The sequence below is a fragment of the Olleya sp. 1-3 genome, assembly GCF_002836085.1.
GTDB lineage: Bacteria > Bacteroidota > Bacteroidia > Flavobacteriales > Flavobacteriaceae > Olleya > Olleya namhaensis.
Genome location: NZ_PJBW01000007.1, coordinates 101,177 through 126,152 on the forward strand (window position 1 = coordinate 101,177; position 24,976 = coordinate 126,152).

General features: G+C 33.1%; 37 protein-coding genes. 34 read left to right on the forward strand and 3 right to left on the reverse strand.

The annotated features are described in order from the left end of the window. The 33 genes from rpsJ (at nt 1) to CXF54_RS09815 (ending at nt 19,230) form a co-directional block, all read left to right on the forward strand. Nucleotides 1-306: a 30S ribosomal protein S10 gene (rpsJ, locus tag CXF54_RS09655; protein ID WP_010181931.1), complete on the forward strand. Its 306-nt coding sequence runs from the start codon at nt 1-3 to the stop codon at nt 304-306. Between the two features lie 144 nt (nt 307-450). Continuing rightward, nucleotides 451-1,068, forward strand: a complete 618-nt coding sequence (gene rplC / locus CXF54_RS09660) for a 50S ribosomal protein L3 (RefSeq protein WP_090841286.1) — start codon at nt 451-453, stop codon at nt 1,066-1,068. Then, the gene (rplD, locus tag CXF54_RS09665) at nt 1,068-1,697 is read left to right on the forward strand and encodes a 50S ribosomal protein L4 (protein WP_090841283.1); all 630 of its coding nucleotides are present in this window, start codon (nt 1,068-1,070) and stop codon (nt 1,695-1,697) included. The genes rplC and rplD overlap by 1 nt, the downstream gene beginning before the upstream one ends. A gap of 7 nt (nt 1,698-1,704) precedes the next feature. Beyond that, nucleotides 1,705-1,995 carry a 50S ribosomal protein L23 gene (gene rplW / locus CXF54_RS09670; protein WP_090841281.1) on the forward strand — a complete coding sequence of 97 codons (291 nt, stop codon included), beginning with the start codon at nt 1,705-1,707 and terminating at the stop codon, nt 1,993-1,995. Between the two features lie 10 nt (nt 1,996-2,005). Next, on the forward strand, nt 2,006-2,830 hold the full coding sequence (gene rplB / locus CXF54_RS09675; protein ID WP_101203393.1) for a 50S ribosomal protein L2: 825 nt from the start codon (nt 2,006-2,008) through the stop codon (nt 2,828-2,830). Between the two features lie 6 nt (nt 2,831-2,836). Next, a complete protein-coding gene (rpsS, locus tag CXF54_RS09680) occupies nt 2,837-3,115 on the forward strand; it encodes a 30S ribosomal protein S19 (RefSeq protein WP_090841277.1) in 279 nt (92 codons plus the stop codon). 3 nt (nt 3,116-3,118) lie between these two features. Then, complete coding sequence (gene rplV, locus CXF54_RS09685) at nt 3,119-3,526, forward strand: 50S ribosomal protein L22 (protein ID WP_090841275.1); 408 nt, start codon at nt 3,119-3,121, stop codon at nt 3,524-3,526. A gap of 7 nt (nt 3,527-3,533) precedes the next feature. Beyond that, entirely contained in the window at nt 3,534-4,250 is a 717-nt protein-coding gene (gene rpsC, locus CXF54_RS09690) for a 30S ribosomal protein S3 (RefSeq protein ID WP_090841273.1), read from the forward strand. 20 nt (nt 4,251-4,270) lie between these two features. After that, a complete protein-coding gene (rplP, locus tag CXF54_RS09695; protein WP_090841271.1) occupies nt 4,271-4,690 on the forward strand; it encodes a 50S ribosomal protein L16 in 420 nt (139 codons plus the stop codon). 13 nt (nt 4,691-4,703) lie between these two features. Next, nucleotides 4,704-4,895, forward strand: a complete 192-nt coding sequence (gene rpmC / locus CXF54_RS09700; RefSeq protein WP_090841268.1) for a 50S ribosomal protein L29 — start codon at nt 4,704-4,706, stop codon at nt 4,893-4,895. A gap of 13 nt (nt 4,896-4,908) precedes the next feature. Beyond that, entirely contained in the window at nt 4,909-5,166 is a 258-nt protein-coding gene (rpsQ, locus tag CXF54_RS09705; protein ID WP_028283878.1) for a 30S ribosomal protein S17, read from the forward strand. Between the two features lie 2 nt (nt 5,167-5,168). Then, nucleotides 5,169-5,537: a 50S ribosomal protein L14 gene (gene rplN, locus CXF54_RS09710; RefSeq protein ID WP_028283879.1), complete on the forward strand. Its 369-nt coding sequence runs from the start codon at nt 5,169-5,171 to the stop codon at nt 5,535-5,537. An 11-nt stretch (nt 5,538-5,548) separates the two neighbouring features. Then, nucleotides 5,549-5,860, forward strand: coding sequence for a 50S ribosomal protein L24 (gene rplX, locus CXF54_RS09715; protein WP_090841266.1), 312 nt, complete (start codon nt 5,549-5,551; stop codon nt 5,858-5,860). A 2-nt stretch (nt 5,861-5,862) separates the two neighbouring features. Then, nucleotides 5,863-6,414 (forward strand): 50S ribosomal protein L5, encoded by a 552-nt coding sequence (rplE, locus tag CXF54_RS09720; RefSeq protein ID WP_101203394.1) that lies wholly within the window; start codon nt 5,863-5,865, stop codon nt 6,412-6,414. A 3-nt stretch (nt 6,415-6,417) separates the two neighbouring features. Then, entirely contained in the window at nt 6,418-6,687 is a 270-nt protein-coding gene (rpsN, locus tag CXF54_RS09725) for a 30S ribosomal protein S14 (protein ID WP_090841262.1), read from the forward strand. A 59-nt stretch (nt 6,688-6,746) separates the two neighbouring features. Next, nucleotides 6,747-7,145, forward strand: coding sequence for a 30S ribosomal protein S8 (gene rpsH, locus CXF54_RS09730; RefSeq protein WP_090841260.1), 399 nt, complete (start codon nt 6,747-6,749; stop codon nt 7,143-7,145). A gap of 18 nt (nt 7,146-7,163) precedes the next feature. Next, the gene (rplF, locus tag CXF54_RS09735) at nt 7,164-7,706 is read left to right on the forward strand and encodes a 50S ribosomal protein L6 (protein WP_090841258.1); all 543 of its coding nucleotides are present in this window, start codon (nt 7,164-7,166) and stop codon (nt 7,704-7,706) included. 5 nt (nt 7,707-7,711) lie between these two features. Further along, nucleotides 7,712-8,065 (forward strand): 50S ribosomal protein L18, encoded by a 354-nt coding sequence (rplR, locus tag CXF54_RS09740; RefSeq protein WP_090841255.1) that lies wholly within the window; start codon nt 7,712-7,714, stop codon nt 8,063-8,065. Nucleotides 8,066-8,071: 6 nt separating this feature from the next. Further along, the gene (gene rpsE / locus CXF54_RS09745) at nt 8,072-8,596 is read left to right on the forward strand and encodes a 30S ribosomal protein S5 (protein ID WP_090841253.1); all 525 of its coding nucleotides are present in this window, start codon (nt 8,072-8,074) and stop codon (nt 8,594-8,596) included. An 11-nt stretch (nt 8,597-8,607) separates the two neighbouring features. Beyond that, nucleotides 8,608-8,790, forward strand: coding sequence for a 50S ribosomal protein L30 (rpmD, locus tag CXF54_RS09750; protein WP_028283887.1), 183 nt, complete (start codon nt 8,608-8,610; stop codon nt 8,788-8,790). 11 nt (nt 8,791-8,801) lie between these two features. Further along, nucleotides 8,802-9,254 (forward strand): 50S ribosomal protein L15, encoded by a 453-nt coding sequence (rplO, locus tag CXF54_RS09755; protein WP_090841251.1) that lies wholly within the window; start codon nt 8,802-8,804, stop codon nt 9,252-9,254. Between the two features lie 14 nt (nt 9,255-9,268). Further along, nucleotides 9,269-10,618: a preprotein translocase subunit SecY gene (gene secY, locus CXF54_RS09760; protein ID WP_101203395.1), complete on the forward strand. Its 1,350-nt coding sequence runs from the start codon at nt 9,269-9,271 to the stop codon at nt 10,616-10,618. An 11-nt stretch (nt 10,619-10,629) separates the two neighbouring features. Then, nucleotides 10,630-10,845: a translation initiation factor IF-1 gene (infA, locus tag CXF54_RS09765; protein ID WP_007094967.1), complete on the forward strand. Its 216-nt coding sequence runs from the start codon at nt 10,630-10,632 to the stop codon at nt 10,843-10,845. 4 nt (nt 10,846-10,849) lie between these two features. Beyond that, nucleotides 10,850-10,966 (forward strand): type B 50S ribosomal protein L36, encoded by a 117-nt coding sequence (gene ykgO, locus CXF54_RS09770; RefSeq protein WP_013305171.1) that lies wholly within the window; start codon nt 10,850-10,852, stop codon nt 10,964-10,966. Between the two features lie 2 nt (nt 10,967-10,968). Further along, on the forward strand, nt 10,969-11,343 hold the full coding sequence (gene rpsM / locus CXF54_RS09775; RefSeq protein WP_090841247.1) for a 30S ribosomal protein S13: 375 nt from the start codon (nt 10,969-10,971) through the stop codon (nt 11,341-11,343). Between the two features lie 8 nt (nt 11,344-11,351). Beyond that, nucleotides 11,352-11,744 carry a 30S ribosomal protein S11 gene (gene rpsK / locus CXF54_RS09780; protein WP_090841244.1) on the forward strand — a complete coding sequence of 131 codons (393 nt, stop codon included), beginning with the start codon at nt 11,352-11,354 and terminating at the stop codon, nt 11,742-11,744. A 178-nt stretch (nt 11,745-11,922) separates the two neighbouring features. Further along, nucleotides 11,923-12,528, forward strand: a complete 606-nt coding sequence (rpsD, locus tag CXF54_RS09785; RefSeq protein WP_101203396.1) for a 30S ribosomal protein S4 — start codon at nt 11,923-11,925, stop codon at nt 12,526-12,528. A 94-nt stretch (nt 12,529-12,622) separates the two neighbouring features. Continuing rightward, nucleotides 12,623-13,615: a DNA-directed RNA polymerase subunit alpha gene (locus CXF54_RS09790; protein WP_090841239.1), complete on the forward strand. Its 993-nt coding sequence runs from the start codon at nt 12,623-12,625 to the stop codon at nt 13,613-13,615. A gap of 60 nt (nt 13,616-13,675) precedes the next feature. Continuing rightward, nucleotides 13,676-14,140 (forward strand): 50S ribosomal protein L17, encoded by a 465-nt coding sequence (rplQ, locus tag CXF54_RS09795; RefSeq protein WP_090841237.1) that lies wholly within the window; start codon nt 13,676-13,678, stop codon nt 14,138-14,140. Between the two features lie 90 nt (nt 14,141-14,230). Continuing rightward, nucleotides 14,231-15,334: a glutamine-hydrolyzing carbamoyl-phosphate synthase small subunit gene (gene carA, locus CXF54_RS09800; RefSeq protein WP_101203397.1), complete on the forward strand. Its 1,104-nt coding sequence runs from the start codon at nt 14,231-14,233 to the stop codon at nt 15,332-15,334. Nucleotides 15,335-15,485: 151 nt separating this feature from the next. Beyond that, a complete protein-coding gene (gene eno, locus CXF54_RS09805; protein ID WP_101203398.1) occupies nt 15,486-16,781 on the forward strand; it encodes a phosphopyruvate hydratase in 1,296 nt (431 codons plus the stop codon). Nucleotides 16,782-16,963: 182 nt separating this feature from the next. After that, complete coding sequence (locus CXF54_RS09810; protein WP_101203399.1) at nt 16,964-18,250, forward strand: citrate synthase; 1,287 nt, start codon at nt 16,964-16,966, stop codon at nt 18,248-18,250. Nucleotides 18,251-18,315: 65 nt separating this feature from the next. Then, entirely contained in the window at nt 18,316-19,230 is a 915-nt protein-coding gene (locus tag CXF54_RS09815) for a dimethylarginine dimethylaminohydrolase family protein (protein WP_090841227.1), read from the forward strand. A 96-nt stretch (nt 19,231-19,326) separates the two neighbouring features. Here the strand turns inward: CXF54_RS09815 and CXF54_RS09820 are convergent, their stop codons facing one another. The 3 genes from CXF54_RS09820 to CXF54_RS09830 are packed head-to-tail and all read right to left on the reverse strand — an operon-like array spanning nt 19,327 to nt 23,067. Then, nucleotides 19,327-21,603: a TonB-dependent receptor plug domain-containing protein gene (locus CXF54_RS09820; RefSeq protein WP_101203400.1), complete on the reverse strand. Its 2,277-nt coding sequence runs from the start codon at nt 21,601-21,603 to the stop codon at nt 19,327-19,329. Next, a complete protein-coding gene (locus CXF54_RS09825) occupies nt 21,596-22,495 on the reverse strand; it encodes a FecR family protein (RefSeq protein ID WP_101203401.1) in 900 nt (299 codons plus the stop codon). Before CXF54_RS09825 ends, CXF54_RS09820 begins: the two co-directional genes overlap by 8 nt. Before the next feature lie 56 nt (nt 22,496-22,551). Continuing rightward, nucleotides 22,552-23,067 carry an RNA polymerase sigma factor gene (locus tag CXF54_RS09830; protein ID WP_090841221.1) on the reverse strand — a complete coding sequence of 172 codons (516 nt, stop codon included), beginning with the start codon at nt 23,065-23,067 and terminating at the stop codon, nt 22,552-22,554. A 137-nt stretch (nt 23,068-23,204) separates the two neighbouring features. On the opposite strand from CXF54_RS09830, the gene CXF54_RS09835 reads away from it, so the two are divergent. Further along, complete coding sequence (locus CXF54_RS09835) at nt 23,205-24,860, forward strand: hypothetical protein (RefSeq protein WP_157823430.1); 1,656 nt, start codon at nt 23,205-23,207, stop codon at nt 24,858-24,860. The last annotated feature ends 116 nt before the right edge of the window (nt 24,861-24,976 follow it).

The window sequence follows — 24,976 nt, forward strand, 5'->3', positions numbered from 1 at the left end:
ATGAGTCAAAAAATTAGAATAAAATTAAAATCTTACGATCATAACTTAGTAGATAAGTCTGCTGAAAAGATTGTAAAAACAGTAAAAAGTACAGGTGCTGTTGTAACTGGACCAATTCCATTACCAACGCACAAGAAAATTTTCACTGTATTACGTTCACCTCACGTTAATAAGAAGTCTAGAGAACAATTTCAATTAAGCTCTTACAAGAGATTATTAGATATTTACTCTTCATCTTCTAAAACAATTGACGCTTTAATGAAACTTGAATTGCCAAGTGGAGTAGAAGTTGAAATTAAGGTTTAAGTAAACTTACTCGTTTAACGTTGATTAAGCGAAACATGTCCTAAGCTTCGTGCGAAGGAAAAACGGTTAAAATACAATTCAAGGCTGAAACGTATTTTTCAGCCTTGTGTTTTAATAAATAGTAATAACAAATAAATAAAAATTATGTCTGGGTTAATTGGAAGAAAAATCGGTATGACCAGCATTTTCGATGAAAATGGTAAGAATATGCCATGTACAGTAATCGAAGCTGGACCATGTATCGTTACCCAAGTCAGAACTGAAGAAGTTGACGGCTATAGTGCTGTTCAACTTGGTTTCGATGACGCGACAGAAAAAAGTGCTACTAAAGCTGACTTAGGTCATGCTAAAAAAGCAGGGACTTCTGTAAAACGCAAAATCGTTGAATTTAGAGGTTTTGATTCGGAGTACAAATTAGGTGATGCAATCACTGTAGATCACTTTGCAGAAGGTGAATTTGTTGATGTATCAGGTACATCAAAAGGAAAAGGATTTCAAGGGGTTGTAAAACGTCATGGTTTTGCGGGTGTAGGTCAAGCTACTCACGGACAACATAACCGTTTAAGAGCACCGGGATCTATTGGAGCAGCGTCTTATCCAGCTAGAGTATTCAAAGGAATGCGTATGGCAGGAAGAATGGGAACGGACTCAGTTAAAGTTGAAAATTTAAGAGTTTTAAAAGTAGTTCCTGAAAAGAATTTACTTGTTGTTAAAGGTTGTGTACCTGGACACAAAAACGCTTATGTAATTATTAGAAAATAATGAAAGTAGCAGTTTTAGATATAAACGGAAAAGAAACAGGTAGAAAGGCAGACCTTTCTGACGGTGTTTTTGCTATTGAACCTAATAATCATGCTGTATATTTGGATGTTAAGCAATACTTAGCTAACCAAAGACAAGGTACTCACAAAGCTAAAGAGCGTGCTGAGATAACTGGAAGTACACGTAAGATTAAAAAACAAAAAGGTACTGGTACAGCCAGAGCTGGTAGTATTAAGTCAGGAGTTTTTAGAGGAGGTGGACGTATGTTCGGACCAAGACCTAGAAATTATTCATTTAAACTTAACAAAAACCTGAAGCGTTTAGCACGTAAATCAGCGTTTAGTATTAAGGCAAGTGAAAAGTCAATTATTGTTTTAGAAGACTTTAATTTTGACGCTCCAAAGACTAAGAATTTCACAGCGGTTTTAAATGCGTTAGACCTACAAAACAAAAAATCATTGTTTGTGTTGGGTACGTCAAATAATAATGTATATTTGTCATCACGTAATTTAAAAGGCTCTGAAGTTATAATGAGCTCAGAATTAAGTACTTATAAAATATTAAATGCAAATCAAGTTATTCTTCTAGAGAGTTCTTTAGAAGGTATTGAGTCGAATTTAAGCAAATAGAAACAAAATGAATATCTTAATTAAACCTATAATCACAGAAAAAGCAACTGCTAACAGCGAGTTAAACAATTGTTTTAGCTTTTTTGTGAACACTAAGGCGAACAAGGTAGAAATCAAAAAAGCAGTGGAAGCTGCTTATGGAGTTTCTGTTGAAAAAGTTCGTACTATAAATGTCCGTCCAGATAGGAGTACCAAGTTTACAAAAACTGGTATTCAGCATGGTAAAACAAATGCTAAGAAAAAAGCAATTGTACAACTGGCGGAAGGTGAAATGATTGATTTATACACTAACATGTAATTAAAGACAAATGTCAGTAAGAAAATTAAAACCAATCACACCAGGTCAGCGATTTAGAGTAGTAAACGGATTTGACGCCATTACTACTGATAAGCCGGAAAAAAGCCTATTGGCTCCGAAAAAACGATCAGGTGGTAGAAACAGTCAAGGACGTATGACAATGCGCTACAAAGGTGGTGGTCATAAACGTAGATATCGTATTATCGATTTCAAGAGAACTAAAGCAGGTATTCCTGCTGAAGTTGCTTCAATCCAATACGATCCAAATAGAACAGCATTCATCGCTTTGTTAAATTATCAAGATGGTGAAAAGACTTATATCATTGCTCAAAATGGTTTACAAGTTGGACAAACTGTTGTTTCTGGTGAAAATGCAGCTCCTGAAATAGGAAATGCAATGCCATTAGCAAATATTCCACTTGGAACAATTATTTCTTGTGTAGAGTTAAGGCCAGGACAAGGTGCTGTAATGGCAAGAAGTGCTGGAGCTTTTGCTCAATTAATGGCTAGGGATGGTAAATTTGCAACAATTAAATTGCCTTCAGGTGAAACTAGATTAATACTAGTAACATGTGCAGCGACAATTGGAGCAGTATCTAACTCTGATCATCAACTATTAGTTTCTGGTAAAGCAGGACGTAGCAGATGGTTAGGTAGAAGACCAAGAACAAGACCAGTTGTAATGAACCCAGTTGATCACCCAATGGGAGGTGGTGAAGGTAAGTCATCAGGTGGACATCCACGTTCTAGAAACGGTATACCAGCTAAAGGATATAGAACACGTTCTAAAACTAAAGCGAGTAATAAATATATTATAGAACGTAGAAAGAAATAAGAAATCATGGCAAGATCATTAAAAAAAGGACCTTACGTTCACTATAAATTAGAGAAAAAAGTAGCTGCTAATGTTGAAGCTGACAAGAAAACAGTAATCAAAACTTGGTCAAGAGCAAGTATGATTACTCCAGATTTTGTTGGACAAACAATCGCAGTACATAACGGTCGTCAGTTTGTTCCAGTTTATGTTACAGAAAACATGGTTGGGCATAAATTAGGAGAATTTTCACCAACAAGATCTTTTAGAGGTCATGCAGGTGCTAAAAATAAAGGTAAAAAGTAAGCTATGGGAAGTCGTAAAAAACAAATGGCAGACGCTATTAAGGAAGGTAAAAAGCAAATCGCTTTTGCTAAGCTTAATAACTGTCCTACGTCACCAAGAAAAATGCGTTTAGTAGCCGATTTAGTAAGAGGTGAACGCGTAGAAAAGGCACTTAATATTTTGAAATTCAGTCAAAAAGAAGCTTCAAATCGTTTAGAGAAATTATTACTTTCAGCGATAGCTAATTGGCAGGCAAAAAACGAAGATGCAAGTATCGAAGATGCTGAATTAGTCGTTAAAGAAATAAGAGTAGATGGTGGATCTATGTTAAAAAGATTACGTCCAGCACCACAGGGACGTGCTCACAGAATAAGAAAACGCTCTAACCACGTAACAATCGTGGTTGGTGCTAACAATAACACACAAAGCTAAGATAGATATGGGACAAAAGACAAATCCAATCGGAAATCGCTTAGGAATTATCAGAGGATGGGAATCTAACTGGTACGGAGGAAACGATTATGGTGATAAACTTGCCGAAGACGATAAGATCAGAAAATACGTTCACGCGCGTTTATCTAAAGCTAGTGTATCTCGTGTAATTATTGAGAGAACTTTAAAACTTGTAACCGTTACTATCACTACTGCTAGACCTGGTATTATTATTGGGAAAGGTGGACAAGAGGTAGACAAGTTAAAAGAAGAACTTAAGAAAATTACAGGAAAAGAAGTTCAAATAAATATATTTGAAATTAAAAGACCTGAGCTTGATGCATTTTTAGTAGGATCTAGTATTGCTCGTCAAATTGAAAACAGAATTTCATACAGACGTGCAATTAAGATGGCTATTGCTGCTACAATGAGAATGAATGCTGAGGGAATTAAAATCCAGATTAGTGGACGTTTAAACGGGGCAGAGATGGCACGTTCAGAACACTACAAAGAAGGACGTATTCCTTTATCTACATTCAGAGCCGATATTGACTATGCTTTAGTTGAGTCTCATACTACTTATGGTAGATTAGGGGTTAAAGTATGGATCATGAAAGGTGAAGTATATGGTAAAAGAGAACTTTCTCCTCTTGTTGGCTTAGCTAAGAAGCAAGGAAAAGGTGGACGCCAAGGTGGAAAGCCACAACAACGTCGTAGAAAGTAATTTTTTAAAGAACAGAAAAAATGTTACAGCCTAAAAGAACAAAATTTAGAAAAATGCAAAAGGGACGTATGAAAGGGAACTCTGGTAGAGGTCACTTACTTTCAAACGGAACTTTTGGAATAAAATCATTGGATTCTAATTTTTTAACATCACGTCAAATAGAAGCAGCTCGTATTGCCGCTACTCGTCACATGAAAAGAGAAGGTCAGCTTTGGATTAAGATATTTCCAGATAAGCCGATCACTAAGAAACCTCTTGAAGTACGTATGGGTAAAGGTAAAGGGGGAGTAGAATATTGGGCAGCAGTTGTTAAACCAGGAAGAATCCTTTTCGAAGTTGGAGGAGTGCCTTTAGAAATAGCTAAAGAAGCATTAAGACTTGCAGCTCAAAAATTACCAGTAAAAACTAAGTTTGTAATCGCTAGAGATTACGAAGCATAATTTATTTGATATTATGAAACAATCAGAAATTAAAGAATTATCTGTAGCTGAGTTACAAGAGAAACTTAGTGAAACAAAGAAGAGTTATTCAGATTTAAAAATGGCTCATGCAGTTTCTCCTTTAGAGAACCCAATTCAATTACGTCAAGTAAGACGTTCGGTTGCAAAAATTGCAACAGAATTAACTAAAAGAGATTTACAATAATTCTGCTTACAAGATGGAAAAAAGAAACTTAAGAAAAGAGCGTATCGGGATAGTTACTAGTAACAAGATGCAGAAATCAATTGTGGTTGCTGAAGTTAAAAAAGTAAAACACCCTATGTACGGAAAGTTCGTGTTAAAAACAAAGAAATATGTTGCACACGATGAGACAAACGATTGTAATATTGGAGATACAGTAAAGATCATGGAAACAAGACCTTTAAGTAAATCTAAATGTTGGAGATTAGTTGAAATAATTGAAAGAGCGAAGTAATTATGGTACAACAAGAATCAAGACTAAGAGTAGCAGATAACACTGGAGCAAAAGAAGTATTAACAATACGTGTTCTAGGTGGTACTAAGAGAAGATACGCTTCTGTAGGTGACAAAATTGTTGTCACTGTAAAAGATGCAACTCCTAATGGAAACATTAAAAAAGGAGCGGTATCAACAGCAGTTGTTGTACGTACAAAGAAAGAAGTTAGACGTCCAGACGGATCTTATATTAGATTTGACGACAATGCTTGTGTACTTTTAAACCCAACGGGTGAAATGAGAGGAACACGTGTATTTGGACCTGTAGCTAGAGAACTTCGTGATAAACAATTCATGAAAATTGTATCATTGGCACCAGAGGTGCTTTAATTGATAAAAAAATGACAAAGCTTAAAATTAAAACAGGAGATACAGTCAAAGTTATAGCTGGAGACCATAAAGGTTCTGAAGGTAAAGTCCAAAAGGTCTTTATTGAGAAAAATAAGGCTATAGTTGAAGGTGTGAACATGGTTAAGAAACATACTAAACCAAGTGCACAAAGCCCTCAAGGAGGTATCGTAGAAAAAGAGGCGCCAATCAATATTTCTAACTTATCATTGTTAACTTCTAAAGGAGAAGCTACAAGAATAGGTTATAGAGTTGAAGGTGATAAAAAAGTCAGATTTTCTAAAAAATCTAATGAAGTAATATAGTTATGGGATATTCACCGAGACTTAAAGAAGAGTATAAAAGCAAAGTAATTGCTGCTCTTACAGAAGAATTTGGATACAGTAATGTAATGCAAGTTCCAAAACTAGAAAAGATAGTATTATCTAGAGGAGTTGGAGCTGCAGTTGCAGATAAAAAGCTTGTAGATCATGCAGTAGACGAGTTTACAATAATAACTGGTCAAAAAGCAGTTGCTACTATATCTAAGAAAGATGTTGCATCTTTTAAACTACGTAAAGGGATGCCAATTGGTGCGAAAGTTACGTTAAGAGGAGAAAGAATGTATGAGTTTTTAGATCGTTTAATAACTTCAGCACTTCCACGTGTTAGAGATTTTAACGGAGTTAAAGCTACAGGATTTGATGGAAGAGGTAATTATAACTTAGGAGTTACTGAGCAAATTATCTTTCCAGAAATAAATATCGATAAAGTTAATAAAATTGACGGAATGGATATTACATTTGTAACTTCTGCTCCCACAGATAAGGAAGCAAAATCATTATTAACTGAATTAGGTTTACCTTTTCAAAAAAATTAAGATATGGCTAAAGAATCAATGAAGGCCCGTGAGGTCAAAAGATCAAAAACTGTAGCTAAATATGCTGAAAAACGTAAGGCTTTGAAAGAAGCTGGAGATTATGAGGCATTACAAAAGTTACCGAAAAACGCTTCACCAGTTCGTCAACATAATAGATGTAAATTAACTGGTAGACCAAAGGGATATATGCGTACCTTTGGTGTTTCTCGTGTAATGTTTAGAGAAATGGCTAACCAAGGGTTAATCCCGGGTGTTAGAAAAGCAAGTTGGTAAAATTATAATTGGTCTAAGGTTCGGAATAGTCCGAAAACCCAGTCCGCAAATCAATACATATGTATACAGATCCAATTGCAGATTACTTGACTAGAATTAGAAACGCAGTGCGTGCTAATCATAGAGTTGTAGAAATTCCTGCATCAAATTTAAAAAAGAACATGACTAAAATTTTATTCGATCAAGGATATATTTTAAGTTATAAGTTCGATGATAGCACTGTTCAAGGTACTATCAAAATAGCCTTAAAGTATAATAAGGAAACAAAAGAACCAGTAATTAGAAAATTACAAAGAATCAGTAAGCCTGGTTTAAGAAAATATTCTAGTTCTACTGAATTACCACGTATTCTTAATGGATTAGGTATTGCTATCGTTTCAACTTCACATGGAGTTATGACAGGTAAGCAAGCACAAAGAGAAAACGTAGGTGGTGAAGTTTTATGTTACGTTTACTAATCTAAAATCCAGAAGAAAATGTCAAGAATAGGAAATAATCCAGTTGCCATTCCAGAAGGAGTAACTGTAACAGTAGACAATAGCACTATAACAGTAAAAGGAAAATTAGGAGAATTATCTCAGAATTTTGATACTGTAGAAATTAAAGTTGAAGATGGTAACATATTGGTTACGCGTTCAGCTGATACTAAAGATCAAAAGGCTAAACACGGTTTATATCGTTCATTAGTTAACAACATGGTTGAAGGTGTATCTAAAGGATGGAAGAAAGAATTAGAATTAGTTGGTGTTGGGTACAGAGCATCAAACCAAGGTAATATCCTTGATTTGGCTTTAGGTTTTTCTCACAATATAGTTTTAAGTGTAGCTCCTGAAGTTAAAGTAGAAACAGTTTCTGATAAAGGTAAAAACCCAAAAGTAATTTTAACATCATTTGACAAACAGTTAGTTGGTCAGGTTGCTGCTAAAATTAGAGGATTTAGACCACCTGAGCCTTATAAAGGAAAAGGTATCAAATTTGTTGGAGAAATATTAAGAAGAAAAGCAGGTAAATCAGCATAATAGTTATGGCGTTAACAAAAAACGAAAGACGATTAAGAATTAAAAACAGAATCCGTAAGGTTGTTTCTGGTACAGAAGCTAGACCTAGATTAGCTGTTTTTAGAAGTAATAAAGAAATTTATGCTCAAATTGTAGATGACGTTAATGGTAAAACATTAGTAGCTTCATCTTCTAGAGATAAAGATATTGCTGCAAAAGGAAATAAAGTAGAAGTAGCTGCATTAGTAGGTAAGTCTATCGCAGAGAAAGCCCTTAAAGCTGGAGTTGCAACTATAGCTTTTGATAGAGGTGGATATTTATATCATGGTAGAATCAAATCATTAGCTGAAGGAGCTAGAGAAGGAGGACTTAAATTCTAAGAAATTATGTATCAAAAATACAAAAGCGCAGAGCTAGTAAAGCCAAGTGGATTAGATCTTAAAGATCGTTTAGTTGGTGTACAGAGAGTTACTAAGGTAACAAAAGGGGGTAGAGCATTTGGTTTCTCGGCAATCGTAGTGGTTGGAGATGAAGCTGGTGTTGTCGGTCATGGTTTAGGAAAATCGAAAGATGTTGCAAGTGCAATCGCAAAGGCAATTGAAGATGCTAAGAAAAACTTAGTTCGTATTCCAATCATGAAAGGAACTTTACCTCATGAACAAAAAGGAAAATTTGGTGGTGCAAGAGTAAATGTTATACCTGCAGCTCCTGGAACAGGGGTTATTGCTGGTGGAGCTGTTAGAACAGTTTTAGAAGCAGTAGGTGTACATGACGTATTATCTAAATCTCAAGGTTCATCAAACCCTCATAATGTTGTAAAAGCAACTTTTGATGCTTTATTACAACTAAGAGACCCAAGAACGATTGCTCGTGAAAGAGGTATCTCTTTAGAAAAAGTTTTTAACGGATAATCATAACAGCAATGTCTAAGATAAAAGTAACAAAAGTTAAAAGCGCAATCAATAGAACACAGAGACAAAAGAGAACTTTATTGGCTCTTGGTCTTAAAAAGATTGGGCAAACTATAGAACACGAGGCTACTCCTAATATCTTAGGAATGGTAGCAAAAGTAAATCACTTAGTTTCTGTTGAAGAAACTAAATAATAATACTGAAAATGGATTTAAGTAATTTAAAACCTGCAGAAGGTTCAGTTAAAAATCAAGGTAAAAGAATAGGTAGAGGTCAAGGTTCTGGTAAAGGTGGTACTGCAACACGTGGTCACAAGGGAGCTAAATCTAGATCTGGTTATTCTAAAAAGGTAGGTTTCGAAGGAGGGCAAATGCCACTTCAACGTAGAGTACCTAAGTTTGGTTTTACTAACATTAATCGTATAGAGCATCAAGGTGTAAACTTAGATGTGATCCAACAATTAGTTGACGATAAGAAAATTAAAGATACTTTAGATTTTGATACCTTAGTAGGTCTTGGATTAGCTGGTAAAAACGAGCTAGTTAAGATTTTAGGAAGAGGAGAATTAAAAGCTAAATTAAGTATCACAGCTCATAAATTTACTGCTACTGCAAAAGCTGCTATTGAAGCTGCAGGAGGAGAAGCTGTAACTTTATAAGAATAATTGAACGGATGAAATTTATAGAGACATTAAAAAATGTTTGGAAAATTGAAGAGTTAAGAAACAGAATCGTAGTTACACTAGGACTGTTATTAGTTTATCGTTTCGGAGCACAAGTTGTATTACCAGGTATTGACGCTACTCAATTAGAGAGTTTACAAGCTGGTACATCTGATGGTATATTCGGTATCTTAAACGCATTTACAGGAGGGGCTTTCGCTAATGCTTCTGTATTTGCACTTGGAATTATGCCATACATTTCTGCTTCTATTGTAGTTCAGTTAATGGGAATAGCTATTCCTTATTTACAGAAACTACAAAAGGAAGGAGCTAGTGGTCAGAAAAAAATCACTCAGATAACACGTTGGTTAACTATTGCTATTTGCTTAGTACAGGCACCTGGTTATTTGGCTAGTTTACAGCCTATGTTTGGGATTCCGAACTCAGCGTTTTTACTTGGTCAAGGTGGGGTGTTTTATTTCTCATCAATAGTTATTTTAGTTACAGGTACTATTTTTGCTATGTGGTTAGGAGAAAAGATTACGGATAAAGGAATTGGTAATGGTATTTCATTATTAATTATGGTAGGTATTATTGCTACTTTACCTAAATCTTTCTTACAGAATGCTGCATCAAGATTAGAAACTGGAAACAACGTTATGATGATTTTATTTGAAATCGTAATTTGGTTCGTTATTATTTTGCTATCAATATTATTAGTGATGGCAGTACGTAAAATCGCAGTTCAGTACGCTAGACGTTCTGCAACTGGAGGATATGAGAAGAATGTGTTTGGATCAAGACAGTACATTCCTTTAAAATTAAATGCTTCTGGTGTAATGCCAATTATATTCGCTCAAGCAATTATGTTTGTTCCTGGGCTAATAGGAGGATCTTCTTTATTAAAGGATACAGCTACTGGTTTATGGATGCAATCAAACTTTTCGGATATTTTCGGATTTTGGTATAACTTAGTATTTGCATTGTTAATTGTAATATTTACTTATTTTTACACTGCAATTACTGTTCCTACAAATAAAATGGCAGATGATCTAAAACGTAGCGGAGGATTTATTCCTGGTATTCGTCCTGGATCTGAAACATCAGAGTATTTGGATAAAATTATGTCTCAAATAACTTTACCTGGTTCTATATTTCTTGCTTTAATAGCTGTGTTCCCAGCGTTTATAGTTAAGTTGTTAAATGTACAGCAAGGTTGGGCCTTATTTTTTGGAGGTACATCTTTATTAATTATGGTTGGAGTTGCAATAGATACTATGCAACAAGTAAATTCTTACTTGTTAAATAGACATTATGATGGCTTGATGAAAACAGGTAAAAACAGAAAAGCAGTAGCTTAATATTTTTCACTATGGCAAAACAAGCAGCAATAGAACAAGACGGTACGATAATAGAGGCATTATCAAATGCAATGTTTCGTGTTGAATTAGAAAATGGTCATATTGTGACCGCACATATTTCAGGTAAAATGCGTATGCATTACATTAAATTGTTACCAGGAGATAAAGTGAAATTAGAAATGAGTCCTTACGATTTAACTAAGGCTCGAATAACCTATAGATACTAATACGATGAAAGTAAGAGCATCAGTTAAAAAAAGAAGTGCAGATTGTAAAATCGTACGCAGAAAAGGTAGACTTTACGTCATTAACAAAAAGAATCCTAGATTCAAACAAAGACAAGGGTAATTATGGCAAGAATCGCAGGTGTAGACATACCAAAACAGAAAAGAGGAATAATCTCTTTAACTTATATCTACGGAGTAGGTAGAAGTAGATCTCAAGAAATTTTAGCAGCAGCTAAAGTAGACGAAAGCATCAAAGTACAAGATTGGACAGATGATCAAATTGGAGCAATCCGTGACGCTGTTGGAACTTTTACAATTGAAGGTGAATTACGTTCTGAAACACAATTGAACATTAAACGTTTAATGGATATTGGATGTTACAGAGGTATACGTCATAGAGCTGGTTTACCTTTAAGAGGTCAACGTACTAAAAACAACTCTAGAACAAGAAAAGGTAGAAGAAAAACTGTTGCTAACAAGAAAAAAGCAACTAAATAATAAGTAGTATGGCAAAGACAAACGCTAAAAGCACAAAAAAACGTAAAGTTATTATTGACGCTGTTGGAGAGGCTCACATTACTGCTTCATTTAACAATATCATTATTTCACTTACCAATAAAAAAGGAGACGTTATTTCATGGTCTTCTGCAGGTAAGATGGGATTTAGAGGATCTAAGAAAAACACACCTTATGCAGCACAGTTAGCAGCAGAAGATGCTTCTGGAGTAGCTAAAGAGGCAGGTTTAAAAAAGGTGAAAGTTTACGTTAAAGGACCTGGGAATGGTAGAGAATCTGCTATTCGTTCAATCCACAATGCGGGAATAGAAGTAACAGAAATTATTGATGTTACACCTTTACCACATAATGGATGTCGTCCTCCAAAAAGAAGAAGAGTTTAATTACTTTTTTTAAAATACAGCAAATTGAAAAATTAATATCATCTGTTTACAGATGGTATTAATTTTTTGTATAAATTTGTAAACTGAAATTATTAACAAGTATCAACAAGAGATTAACGATTATCGAAGGATAAGATTAAGACCTTAATTCATAATCACTCTTAAATCAATTAAAGAAATGGCAAGATATACTGGTCCTAAAACTAAAATAGCTCGTAAGTTTGGTGAAGCTATCTTCGGAGATGACAAATCTTTCGAAAAAAGAAATTACCCACCTGGGCAACACGGAAACGCAAGAAGACGTGGAAAGAAATCTGAATATGCAATCCAGTTAATGGAGAAGCAAAAGGCTAAATATACTTATGGTATATTAGAGCGTCAATTCAGAAATATGTTCAAAAAAGCTACCGCTTCTCCTGGAATTACAGGTGAGGTTTTACTTCAATTATGTGAGTCTAGATTAGACAATGTAGTATATAGAATGGGAGTTTCTCCTTCTAGAAGTGGTGCTAGACAATTAGTATCTCACAGACATATTACTGTTAATGGACAATTAGTAAATGTACCTTCATACCAGTTAAAAGCTGGAGATGTTGTTGCAGTTAGAGAAAAGTCTAAATCTCTTGAAGCTATTGGAAGTTCTTTAGCTAACTCAAGTAACGTATTTGAATGGATTACTTGGAATAGTGAGAAAAAGGAAGGGACTTATGTTTCTGTTCCTGCTAGAATTCAGATTCCAGAAAACATCAACGAGCAATTCATCGTTGAATTATACTCTAAATAATAAATAATCATATTGGTATTTAGCCAAAGGATTTGTTAGTGATCTTCAAGCTTTTAAATCGCGCAACTAAATAACAATTAAAACGAAGAACAATATGGCAGTATTTAATTTTCAAAAGCCTGATAAGGTAATCATGATTGATTCTACTGATTTCGAAGGGAAATTCGAATTCAGACCACTAGAACCTGGTTACGGTTTAACAGTAGGAAATGCTTTAAGAAGAGTTTTATTATCTTCTCTTGAAGGATTTGCAATAACTTCTGTTAGAATAGAAGGTGTAGATCATGAGTTTTCAGCAATCGCAGGGGTTGTTGAAGATGTAACAGAAATTATCTTAAACTTAAAGCAAGTTCGTTTTAAGCGTCAGATAGAAGATGTAGACAATGAGTCTATTTCTATTTCAATTTCTGGTCAGGATAAAATAGTTGCTGGAGATTTTCAGAAGTTTATTTCAGGGTTTCAAGTATTAAATACAGATCAGGTTATCTGTAATCTTGATTCTAAAGTAAGCATCAATATGGAAATTACAATTGAAAAAGGAAGAGGTTATGTTCCTGCTGAAGAAAATAAGAAAGCTTCTGCACCAATTGGAACAATTTTTACTGATTCAATTTACACGCCGATAAAAAATGTTAAATATAGCATTGAAAATTACCGTGTAGAGCAAAAGACGGATTATGAGAAATTAGTTTTTGAAATTCAAACTGATGGATCTATTAGTCCTCAAGATGCTTTAACTGAAGCAGCAAAAACGTTAATCCACCACTTTATGTTATTCTCTGATGAGCGTATTACTTTAGAGGCGGATGAAATTGCACAAACTGAAACTTATGATGAAGAATCACTTCACATGAGACAGTTACTTAAAACAAAATTAGTTGATATGGACTTATCTGTTCGTGCTCTTAATTGTTTAAAGGCTGCAGAGGTTGATACTTTAGGAGACTTAGTATCATTCAATAAAAATGATTTAATGAAGTTCCGTAACTTCGGTAAGAAATCTTTAACTGAGCTAGAAGAACTAGTAAATGTAAAAGGTCTTAATTTCGGAATGGACTTATCAAAATATAAACTAGATAAAGACTAATACATCATATTTTGCTCCTCGTAAGAGTTGTAGCAAGATGGTGATTAAACAAAAAATGTCATGAGACACGGAAAAAAAGTAAACCACTTAGGTAGACAAACAGCTCACAGAAAAGCAATGTTAGCTAATATGGCTTGTTCTTTAATAGAACACAAACGTATTAACACAACTGTTGCTAAGGCTAAAGCTTTAAGAGGATTCCTAGAGCCAATGATTACAAAATCAAAGAATGATACTACGCACAACAGACGTATAGTATTTTCTAGATTACGTCAAAAAGAGGCAGTAACGGAATTATTTAGAGATGTAGCAGCTAAGATTGGAGACCGTCCAGGTGGTTATACAAGAATTATCAAGTTAGGAAACCGTTTAGGGGATAATGCTGATATGGCTATGATCGAATTAGTAGATTACAATGAAATCTACAATGCAGATAATAAAGCTAAGAAAACTACTCGTAGAAGTAGAAGAGGAGGTAGTGCTAAAACAGTAACGCCACCAGTAGCATCTAACGAAGAAGAATAAGAAATGTTAATAAGCATTTAATATAAAAAGGATAATCTATTTTAGATTATCCTTTTTTTTATGCAATTTTGCTAAACTTTTTTAAAGACTATGAAGTATCAAAAATTAAAAAAAGCCTTAATCTTATTAGAGGACGGTACCATTTTTCATGGTAAAGCAGTAGGTAGAGAAGGATCTGCATTTGGTGAAGTTTGTTTCAATACTGGAATGACAGGTTATCAAGAGATTTTTACAGACCCTTCCTATTATGGACAACTTATGGTAACTACTAATGCACATATTGGTAATTACGGGGTAAATGATAATGAGGTTGAATCAGATTCAATTAAAATTGCTGGTTTAATTTGTAAAAACTTTAGTTATGATTATTCTAGAGTAGATTCTAACGGATCTCTTGAAGATTTTTTAAATGCAAATAATCTTTTGGCAATATCTGACGTAGACACACGTGCATTAGTTAGTTACATTAGAGATAATGGTGCTATGAATGCTGTAATTACTACTGATGTTGATAATCTAGAAAACCTTAAAAAAGAATTATCTGATATACCTTCTATGGATGGTTTAGAATTAGCTTCTAAAGTATCTACTAAAGTCCCTTATTTTGTAGGTGATGAAAATGCACCAATCAAAATTGCAGCTTTAGATATTGGTATTAAAAAGAATATCTTAAGAAATTTAGTTAAGCGTGACGCTTACGTTAAAGTATATCCTTACAATGCCAGTTTTGAGGATTTAAGTTCTTGGAATCCCGATGGTTATTTCTTGTCTAATGGACCAGGAGATCCACAACCTTTGGTAGATGCTCAAGCGTTAGCTAAAGAAATTATTAGCAGAGATTTACCATTATTTGGTATTTGTTTAGGACACCAAGTGATTGCTTTAGCTAATGGTATTTCCACTTACAAGATGCATAATGGACATAGAGGTATTAACCATCCTGTTAAAAATTTAGTAACAGGTAAAGGAGAAATAACATCTCAAAATCATGGTTTTGCTGTTAATAGAGAGGAAGCAGAAGCACATCCAGATTTAGAAATCACGCACTTACATTTAAATGATGATACTGTAGCAGGTTTAAAAATGAAATCGAAAAATGTTTTTTCTGTTCAATATCACCCAGAAGCAAGTCCTGGGCCACATGATTCATCTTACTTATTTGATCAGTTTATAAGTAATATTAAAAATAAATAATATTAAAAAGGCAACGATATTCATATTTCGTTGTCTTTTTTATTATACTAAAACGTTATAGGTAGATTATTATGTATTTCTACTGTAAATCTTATTTATAGCTAATAATTAAACATTAAATTTGAATTTAATAAATTAAAACCACACTTATATGAGTATTATAATCAACGTTCACGCAAGACAAATTTTTGATTCTAGAGGAAACCCAACTGTTGAAGTAGATGTAGAAACTGAAAATGGTTTTTTTGGTAGAGCAGCTGTACCGTCAGGAGCTTCTACTGGAGAACATGAAGCTGTAGAATTACGTGATGGTGGCGATAAGTATATGGGTAAAGGGGTATCTAAAGCTGTAGATAATGTAAATTCTATTTTAGCTTCAGAACTTTTAGGTGTTAATGTTTTCGAACAGAATTATATAGATACATTAATGTGCGAAATAGATGGTACACCTAATAAATCTAAATTAGGAGCTAATGCTATTTTAGGAGTGTCTCTAGCGGTTGCTAAAGCTGCTGCTGCAGAATTAGGGATGCCATTATACAGATACATTGGTGGGGTAAGTGCTAATACACTTCCTGTACCTATGATGAATATTATTAATGGAGGATCACATAGTGATGCACCTATTGCTTTTCAAGAGTTTATGGTGATGCCTGTAAAAGCTAAAAACTTTACACATGCATTACAAATGGGAACGGAAATTTTCCATAATCTTAAAAAGGTATTACATGATAGAGGTTTAAGTACAGCTGTTGGTGATGAAGGTGGTTTTGCTCCAAATCTAGAAGGAGGTACTGAAGATGCTTTAGAAACTATCGCATTAGCTGTTAAAAACGCAGGATACACTTTAGGAGATGATGTTATGATTGCTTTAGATTGTGCTGCTGCAGAATTTTATGTAGATGGTAATTATGATTATTCTAAGTTTGAAGGACCAACAGGTAAAGTACGTTCTAGTAAAGAACAAGCTGATTATTTAGCAGAATTATCAAGAAATTATCCGATTATCTCTATTGAAGATGGTATGGATGAAAACGATTGGGAAGGTTGGAAATATTTAACTGAACAAATTGGAGATAAAGTGCAATTAGTTGGTGATGATTTATATGTAACTAATGTAGAACGTTTAGCTAAAGGGATTTCTCAAGACATAGCTAATTCAATTTTAATTAAAGTAAATCAAATCGGAACGTTAACAGAAACTATTGCAGCTGTTAATATGGCACATAATGCAGGTTATACGTCTGTGATGTCTCATAGATCTGGAGAGACAGAAGATAATACTATTGCTGATTTGGCTGTAGCTTTAAATTGTGGGCAAATTAAAACAGGGTCGGCATCAAGAAGTGATCGTATGGCAAAATACAATCAATTATTGCGTATTGAAGAAGAATTAGGAGAAGTAGCATACTATCCTGGTGTAAAAGCTTTCAAAATAAAAAAATAAGAAATTTTTAAAGTTCTTGTAAAAAGCCTTTCAATGTAAATTGAAAGGCTTTTTTATGTTAAATTTATAAGAATAAGTTTATCCTATAGTAAAATTGTTAAAACCATTATAAATAGACTTTCTAAATCGTTATAGTTTTTGTAAATTTACAATCCAAAATAACTTACAATAAATTAATATATATGTCAGATAAAGCAACGATTGAAATTAATGGAGAAAAGCACGAATTTCCTTTAATTGTTGGTACAGAAAATGAAATAGGAATAGATATTAAAAATCTTAGAGCTGTTACTGGAGGAGTAACAACTATAGATCCAGGTTTTAAAAACACAGGATCTTGCGAAAGTGCTATTACATTTTTAGATGGAGAAAAAGGAATTTTAAGATATAGAGGTTATTCTATTGAAGAATTAGCCGAAAAAGCAGATTTCTTAGAAGTTGCATTTTTATTGATTTTTGGAGAGTTACCAACTAAAGAAGAATTATTAAAGTTTGAACAAGATATTAAAGAACAATCTGTTGTTGATGATGACGTAAAGAAGATCGTAGATGCTTTTCCTAAGTCAGCACATCCAATGGGAGTGTTATCATCTTTAACAAGTGCTTTAACAGCATTTAACCCATCTTCTGTAAATGTAGACTCTGAAGAAGATGTTTACAATACAGTTTGTAAGATAATGGGTAAATTTCCTGTGTTAGTAGCATGGACAATGCGTAAGCAAAAAGGATTGCCATTAGATTACGGTGATGATTCTTTAGGTTATGTAGAAAACATCCTTAAAATGATGTTTAAAAAACCAAATCAAGAGTACACTCAAAATCCAATTTTAGTAAATGCTTTAGATAAGTTATTAATCTTACATGCAGATCATGAGCAAAACTGTTCTACATCTACTGTTAGAATTGTAGGATCTTCTCACGCTGGTTTATTCGCGTCTTTATCTTCAGGTATTTCTGCATTATGGGGACCATTACATGGTGGTGCTAACCAAGCAGTTTTAGAAATGTTAGAAGGTATTAAGGAAGATGGTGGAGACACTAAAAAATATATGGCTAAAGCTAAGGATAAACAAGATCCTTTCCGTTTAATGGGCTTTGGACACAGAGTTTATAAAAACTTTGATCCTAGAGCAAAAATTATTAAAAAAGCAGCTGACGAAGTCTTAGCTGATTTAGGTATTGATGATCCAGTATTAGATATAGCAAAAGGTTTAGCAGAAGAAGCTTTAAGTGATCCTTACTTTGTAGATCGTAAATTATATCCAAACGTAGATTTCTACTCAGGGATTATTTACAGAGGTATGGGTATACCAACAGAAATGTTTACAGTAATGTTTGCATTAGGACGTTTACCAGGTTGGATTGCACAATGGAAAGAAATGCGTAACCGTAAAGAACCAATTGGAAGACCAAGACAAATTTATATTGGTGAAAACCTAAGACCTTTCAAGTCAGTTTCTGAAAGATAAAATTTTAAAATTATATTAAAGAAAGCTTCATATATTACTATGGAGCTTTTTTATACCCACACTTTATGTTGAAAATAAACGTAAAAAACGAAACATCTAGATTAAGAGCAGTTGTTTTAGGAACAGCAGTTAGTAATGGACCAACACCCAAATTAGAAGAGGCTTACGATCCAAAATCTTTATTACATATTAAAGCCGGAACTTATCCTTTAGAAAAAGATATGGTTACAGAAATGGAAGCTGTGGCTAAAGTTTTTGAGAAATATGATGTCAAAGTTTACAGACCTGAATTAATTCAGGATTGTAATCAGATTTTTGCTCGTGATATTGCATTTGTAATTGATGACGTTTTTGTAAAAGCTAATATCCTTCCAGATCGTGAGAACGAGCTAGAAGCAATACAATATGTTATTGACCAGATAGATCCTAAAAAGGTAATTCGTCCACCAGAGGAAGTACATATTGAAGGTGGAGATGTTATGCTTTGGAATGACTATATTTTTATAGGTACCTATAGAGGTGAAGATTATTCTGATTATATCGTGGCTAGAACTAATAAGGCAGGAGTAGACTTTATTACAGAACAATTTCCTAATAAAACAGTAAAGAGTTTTGACCTTAATAAATCGCAAACTAATCCACATGATAATGCATTGCATTTAGATTGTTGTTTTCAGCCTATTGGAACTAATAAAGCTATTTTGCATAAAGAAGGTTTTAGAGATGAAACTGAATTTGAATGGTTATTAGACTTTTTTGGCAAAGACAATTGTTTTATAATTTCAAAAGAAGAAATGTTTAATATGAATAGTAACATATTTAGTATTTCTGAGGATGTTATTATTTCTGAAAAAAACTTTACACGTTTAAACGGGTGGTTAAGAAACAATGGTTTTACTGTTGAAGAAGTACCGTATGCAGAGATTGCAAAACAAGAAGGCTTGTTACGTTGCAGTACAATGCCTTTATTAAGAGATTAAGTATACTTTTAAGTAAACTATTTATTATAAAAAAAAACGCCTCTTATTTAAGAGGCGTTTTTTGTTTGTATATTTTTTTATTAGACCAAAATTAAATTAAAATTTTACTCTAAAACTAACATTAGGGGTTAGGCCCAAAGACACATTTTCTATTTTAGAGACTTGATCCTCTTTTACAGTATAATAGGTGTTTAATATGTTTTCTTTATCTAGAATATTCCAAATTGATGCGCCAATAACAGCCTTATTGTTTCCTAGTTTAAATTGATATGTAGCAGATAAGTCGGCTCTGACGTAGGATTCTAATCGACTACTATTTGGTGCTTGATAGTTAATAGTGTTACCTGTATTAGGCGTATTGCTATCTGGTTTAGTGTAAGGCTTACCGGAGCGCCAATTAACTCCAAAGGCTAATTTTAGTTGCTCCCATTGATAAGTGCTCCCAAAGTTTATCTGATGTTTTACATCAAAATTACTTGGAAAAGCATCGTTATTATTTAAGTTATCAAAAGTGTAGTTGTTATCACTATAACTGTAGCTTATCCATGTGCTTAAAGCATCCGTTTTTTTGTTTATTAAGACATCTAAACCTTTAACGGTATAGTCTCCGATTGCATTTGTAAATTGGTATTGGTTCTGGAATCCTTGGCTTCTAGTGGTAATACCATTTACAGTTTTATAATACCCTTCAGCACTTAGTAATAATTTGTGTTTGTTATATATTAATCCTAAACTTATTTGTTTGCTTTTTTGAATCGGAATTGTATTGTCATTGGCTAAAACCCATCGTCTTTTTTCTACTCCTAAAAAATCGTTTTGCAAATCTATAAGTTGAGAAGTGCTTTGACTTTTATATTCTCCAGATAATTCCAACCTAAAATCTTTTAGAAAACGTTGACTAAAATAAAAACGAGGTTCGGTAATGGAAATATTAAATTTTCGAAAATAATTTTGTCGCAGTCCCAGTTTTAGTTGTGTGTTTTTATTAATAGAACTAAACACAGTTTCCGCGTAAGCGCTATAAGTACGAAGGACACGTTTTATATTGCGTTTAAAAAAGGGTGCATTTACTTCTTCTAGATTACTGATACCAATTTCGTTAAACTGAATGCCTCCATTTACCTTTATTACCTTATTAAAGGTATAACTAGCATCTATGTTAAACCCATTGTCAATGACTTTGTTTTCTTGAATCAGGCGTTGGTTATTAATAATATCGTAGTCTGAGGATCTTAAATCATAATTAGAATAATATCCTTTTATACTTGTTGTTAATTTATTATTCCAAACATGTTCATACTGTAATGCCGATGCTCGATTTTGTTGCTTTAATTGATTAGTTCTGTTTTCTGAATCTGATGTATTGCTAGCATCTTCAAAATCCAATTGATTAAATACATTTAAGAGTGTAAATCTTAGCTTGTCTTTTTTACTAAAATCGTGTAATAATTTTAAAGAGATGTCACTAAACTTGAAGGTTTGGTTTTTAGTAGTGGATATTGCATTATTACTAACATTAGCGTCTTGAAAGACACGTTTAAAGTATTGGTTGTAAGTTGGAGTATTTAATACATCTGTTAAAGATCTTCTTGTAGATAACTGTAGTTGTGTGTTTTTAGCTAAGGGCATTATTGCAAAGCCATCTGCGGTAATCATATTTATACCAATTCCAGCACTAAATTCTTCGTTAGAACTATCCGATAATTGCATATCTACAACACTAGATACACCATCTCCAAATCTAGCACTTGTACCGTTTTTTGTTATAGCAACACTTTTTGTTAAGTAAGGGTTGATGGCCGAAATTAATCCAAAAAAATGACCGGATTGATACATCTTAATACCGTCATATAAAATCAGATTTTGGTCATGCGTACCACCTCTAACATTAATATTAGATACGGTCTCGTCAACACTTAAAACACCGGGTAAGTCTTGTATGGTCTTTAAAATATCTGGTGCAATCAAACCAGGTAAAATACCAAATTGTTTGGGTGCAATAGTAATAGCTCCGGAGTTGTCTTTATTGATTCCGGTTGTTAAATAATTGGATATAGTAATTTCGTCTAATTTTTGAAAAGAAAAGGCATCTTTATTAGTAGTAACTGTAATAAAGTGACTGTCTAAACGGTTAAATTTTAAGTCCGTTTGAGATTCTAATTTTAAAAGGGTAGTACTAAGGTTATCTTTTACGTTATAGTCAACCATAACGCCATTAATGACTTTGTCAGCATAAGAAAAACTGACTTTAAATTGATACTCTATTGTAGACAAAACATCTAACAATGGTAGTTTTTTATTTTGGGCATAAACGGAAAAACTACAAACTAGTAATAGGTAAATAAGTAGTGTAGTCTTTAACGATTTACTCACGCGTTAAAATAATGGTTTTGTTAACTTTTTTGTATTGTAATTGTAATGGTTGCGTTATAGATTGTAATGCAATATTTATGTCATTATGTGTAAACTTACCAGAAAACAATGTACTTGTTGTTATAGTATTAACTTCTATTTTGACATTATATTGTCTTTCAAACTCAGCTAATACCTCTTTTAAAGGTACGCTAATAAAACTACTTACACTATTTATCCAATCAGGTTGTTGGCTGTTGGTTTTTAAGCGTTCTATTTGATTACCATCTATAATTAAAAAAGAATCTCCAGCTTTTAATACAGTAGTTTGATCTTTAAGAGTTACGCTTACTATACCTTCAAAACAAGTAACTTCAAAATAATTCTGACGGTGCTTAACATTAAACTGTGTCCCAACGACACTTACAATTCCGGCATCTGTGATAACGTTAAAAGTACTTCCTTTTTCAACTTTAAAAAAGGCTTCACCTTCAAGGTTAATATTACGTTTGTTAGCATCCCATTGATTCTTATTATAAGTAATTTTTGATAATGCGTTTATATTTACTTTGGAATGATCCGGAAGTTTTATTTGTGTTTTTTCTGCGTATTGTGTGGCTATAGTAGTGTCTAAAGTTGTGGTATAATAATAAGTACTAAAGCAGATGGCTAGTATGGCAGCTACTTTTAGTAACGGTGCAAACCATTTGTTTTTAGAAACAGATTTAGATTCTAATTTAGATAATGTAGACTGTAAAGCAGCTTCAGTATTAAATTCTGGTGCTTTAAATTCCTTGGTATAATTAGATAATTTTGTAATAGACTCATACTCCTCCAGAGCTTTGAATACTTCAAGCTCTTCGGGCGATAAGTTATTATCTAACCATTTTAATATTAATTCTTCTTTATTCATAATTGCAATTCAAACATATAACAAGGTCAAGAGTAAAAATCCTACCTTAATTACTATTATAATTCTTCTATGTCTTGTCTTAATTTTTTTAAAGCACCATAGATTCGCTTTTCTACTGCTTTTGTGCTAATATCCAAAAGGGATGCAATTTCTTTAAAACGTTTACCTTCTACACGATTCATTAAAAAAGCGACACGTTGCGCTTCTGTAAGATTAGATATTGCTTTTTCTAATTTTTGACGGTATTGATCTTCTTCCATTAAAAATTCAGGAGACAAATTGGTGTGGTGTGATGTTATTGTTTTTTGATGTTTTAAGACCACTTTTTGATGCGCAACTTCGTTTAACATTAAATTATTAGCAATTGTAAATAGAAAGCTTTTTGCTTTACTTGGCGTCACTTTTTCACAGTTTTGCCATAACTTAATAAATGCTTCTTGTGCTTTATCTTCTGGATTTAAGCGATCACCAAATTTGTAATACAAAAAGTCATGTAGGTTTTTAGCATGCTGTTTAAATAGCGCTTCAAATCTTGATTTATCGCAAATATCTTTATGTAAATTTTTTGACATAATATTTTATAAAGCTACAAAGTAGAACTATTTTTTTTGATTTTTAGGGTAGGAGTTTCTTAAAAATAAATGTTTTATTAACGAAACCCGAAATGTATACCCTTGAAAAAGAGAAATTAACCAATCCCAAAACAATTATGAATTTTAAAACTACCCTTGTATTTCCGTTATTAGTTTTGATGTTATTTTTTTCTTGTCAAAATGAAGAGTCAGAAATTGTAAATCAGCAAGACGATTTAATATCAGGTAATTCAACAATTGCCAACCTTATAAGTAATACCGTTTTAAATGATGGGTCTATAGATAATATTATAGATTATGCTAATTGTTTGGAGGTCTTGTTACCGGTTACCATTACAACAAATGGCGTTACAGTAACTATTGAAAGTATTACAGATTATGATGTGTTGGAAACATTATTAGAAGCCTTTACAACAGATGATGATATCATTGGGATCACGTTTCCTATTACCGTTGTTTTAAATAATTATTCTCAAATTGTAATAAATAATCAAGGCGAATTAGAAGGGCAAATAGAAAATTGTAATGGTGAGAATGAAGCAGATGATGATATTGAGTGTATTGATTTTCAATATCCAATTGCGTTTTCTATTTATAATACTGATTTTCAGGTTACAGAAGTAACAATAATAGAGGATGATCAAGCATTATATCTGTTTTTAGAATCGTTACAAGGACCGATACTGGCAAGTTTAAATTTTCCTGTAACAATGGTTTTGGCTAATGGTGATACTATTGAAGTTAATAGCAATCAAGAATTAGAAAATGCTATAAATGGTGCCGATGGTAATTGTGATGAGGATGATGATTACGATTATACAGATGATAATGACTGTACACAAATAGATGTTAGTGATTATTTACTAAGTTGTGGACAAATCCCTAGTTTAAATGGATATACTCCATCCTTTACCACATTTAGTTTTCAAGATAATACTATAATATCAACATTGTTTGAAGGTGATTTGTTTTATGATGGTAGTTGGGATATTGCTACAATTGGCGGTTACTTGTATGTGTTTATAGATTTTAATGGTTTAGAAGCATATAATGGGCAATGGAAAGTTGTGGAATGTGCTTCGGGCGAATTAATTTTGGAACAAGGCGATGATACATTAGTACTACTTAATAATTGTAATACGGCTAATCTTTTTGATTGTTTTGAAGATATTACAGTTACAATATGTGATAATGACGATACATTGGATTTATTTACCGCTTTTGATATTGATACAATCTATCAAGACTGTGCACAAAATGATTTAGTAGTTTACTATTATAATACTAATGCAGACGCAGAAGCAAGTATAAACGCATTAGTATCTCCATACACAAATATGGCAAACCCAGATGTGCTTTATGCTAGAGTTGAGTTAGCTAATGATCCTAATACATATCAAATATTTGAGGTTACTATTCTTGTAGAAAACTGTTCTACTAGCTGTACAGAAGGCGATGTTGATGGCACCTTACAAATGTGCGTATGGACTATTACCAATTACGCCGGAGATAGTAGTTTTGATATATTTGACATTAATTTTCAGGATGATCAAAACATGACAATCGCATCAGATACTGAAACTTACACCGGTAATTGGGCTACTTCTGGTAGTAGCGGTCAAGTAGTGGTTTCTTTTTCAAATATATCTGGAGGAAATGTACAGGTTTTAAATGGCGATTTTAATGTTGTGGAGTGTACCGGAGAGCAAATGATACTGCATGACGTCAGCAATAGTAATAACGAGTTAGTTTTGGATAAAGATTGTATTTAAAACTTAGTTTAAGTTAAGTTGATTAAAGGTTGCTAATTTTAGCAGCCTTTTTTTATGGAATTATTTATATATGAAACTTCGTAAATACGCTTCAAATTGCTATTTTTGTGCTTCTT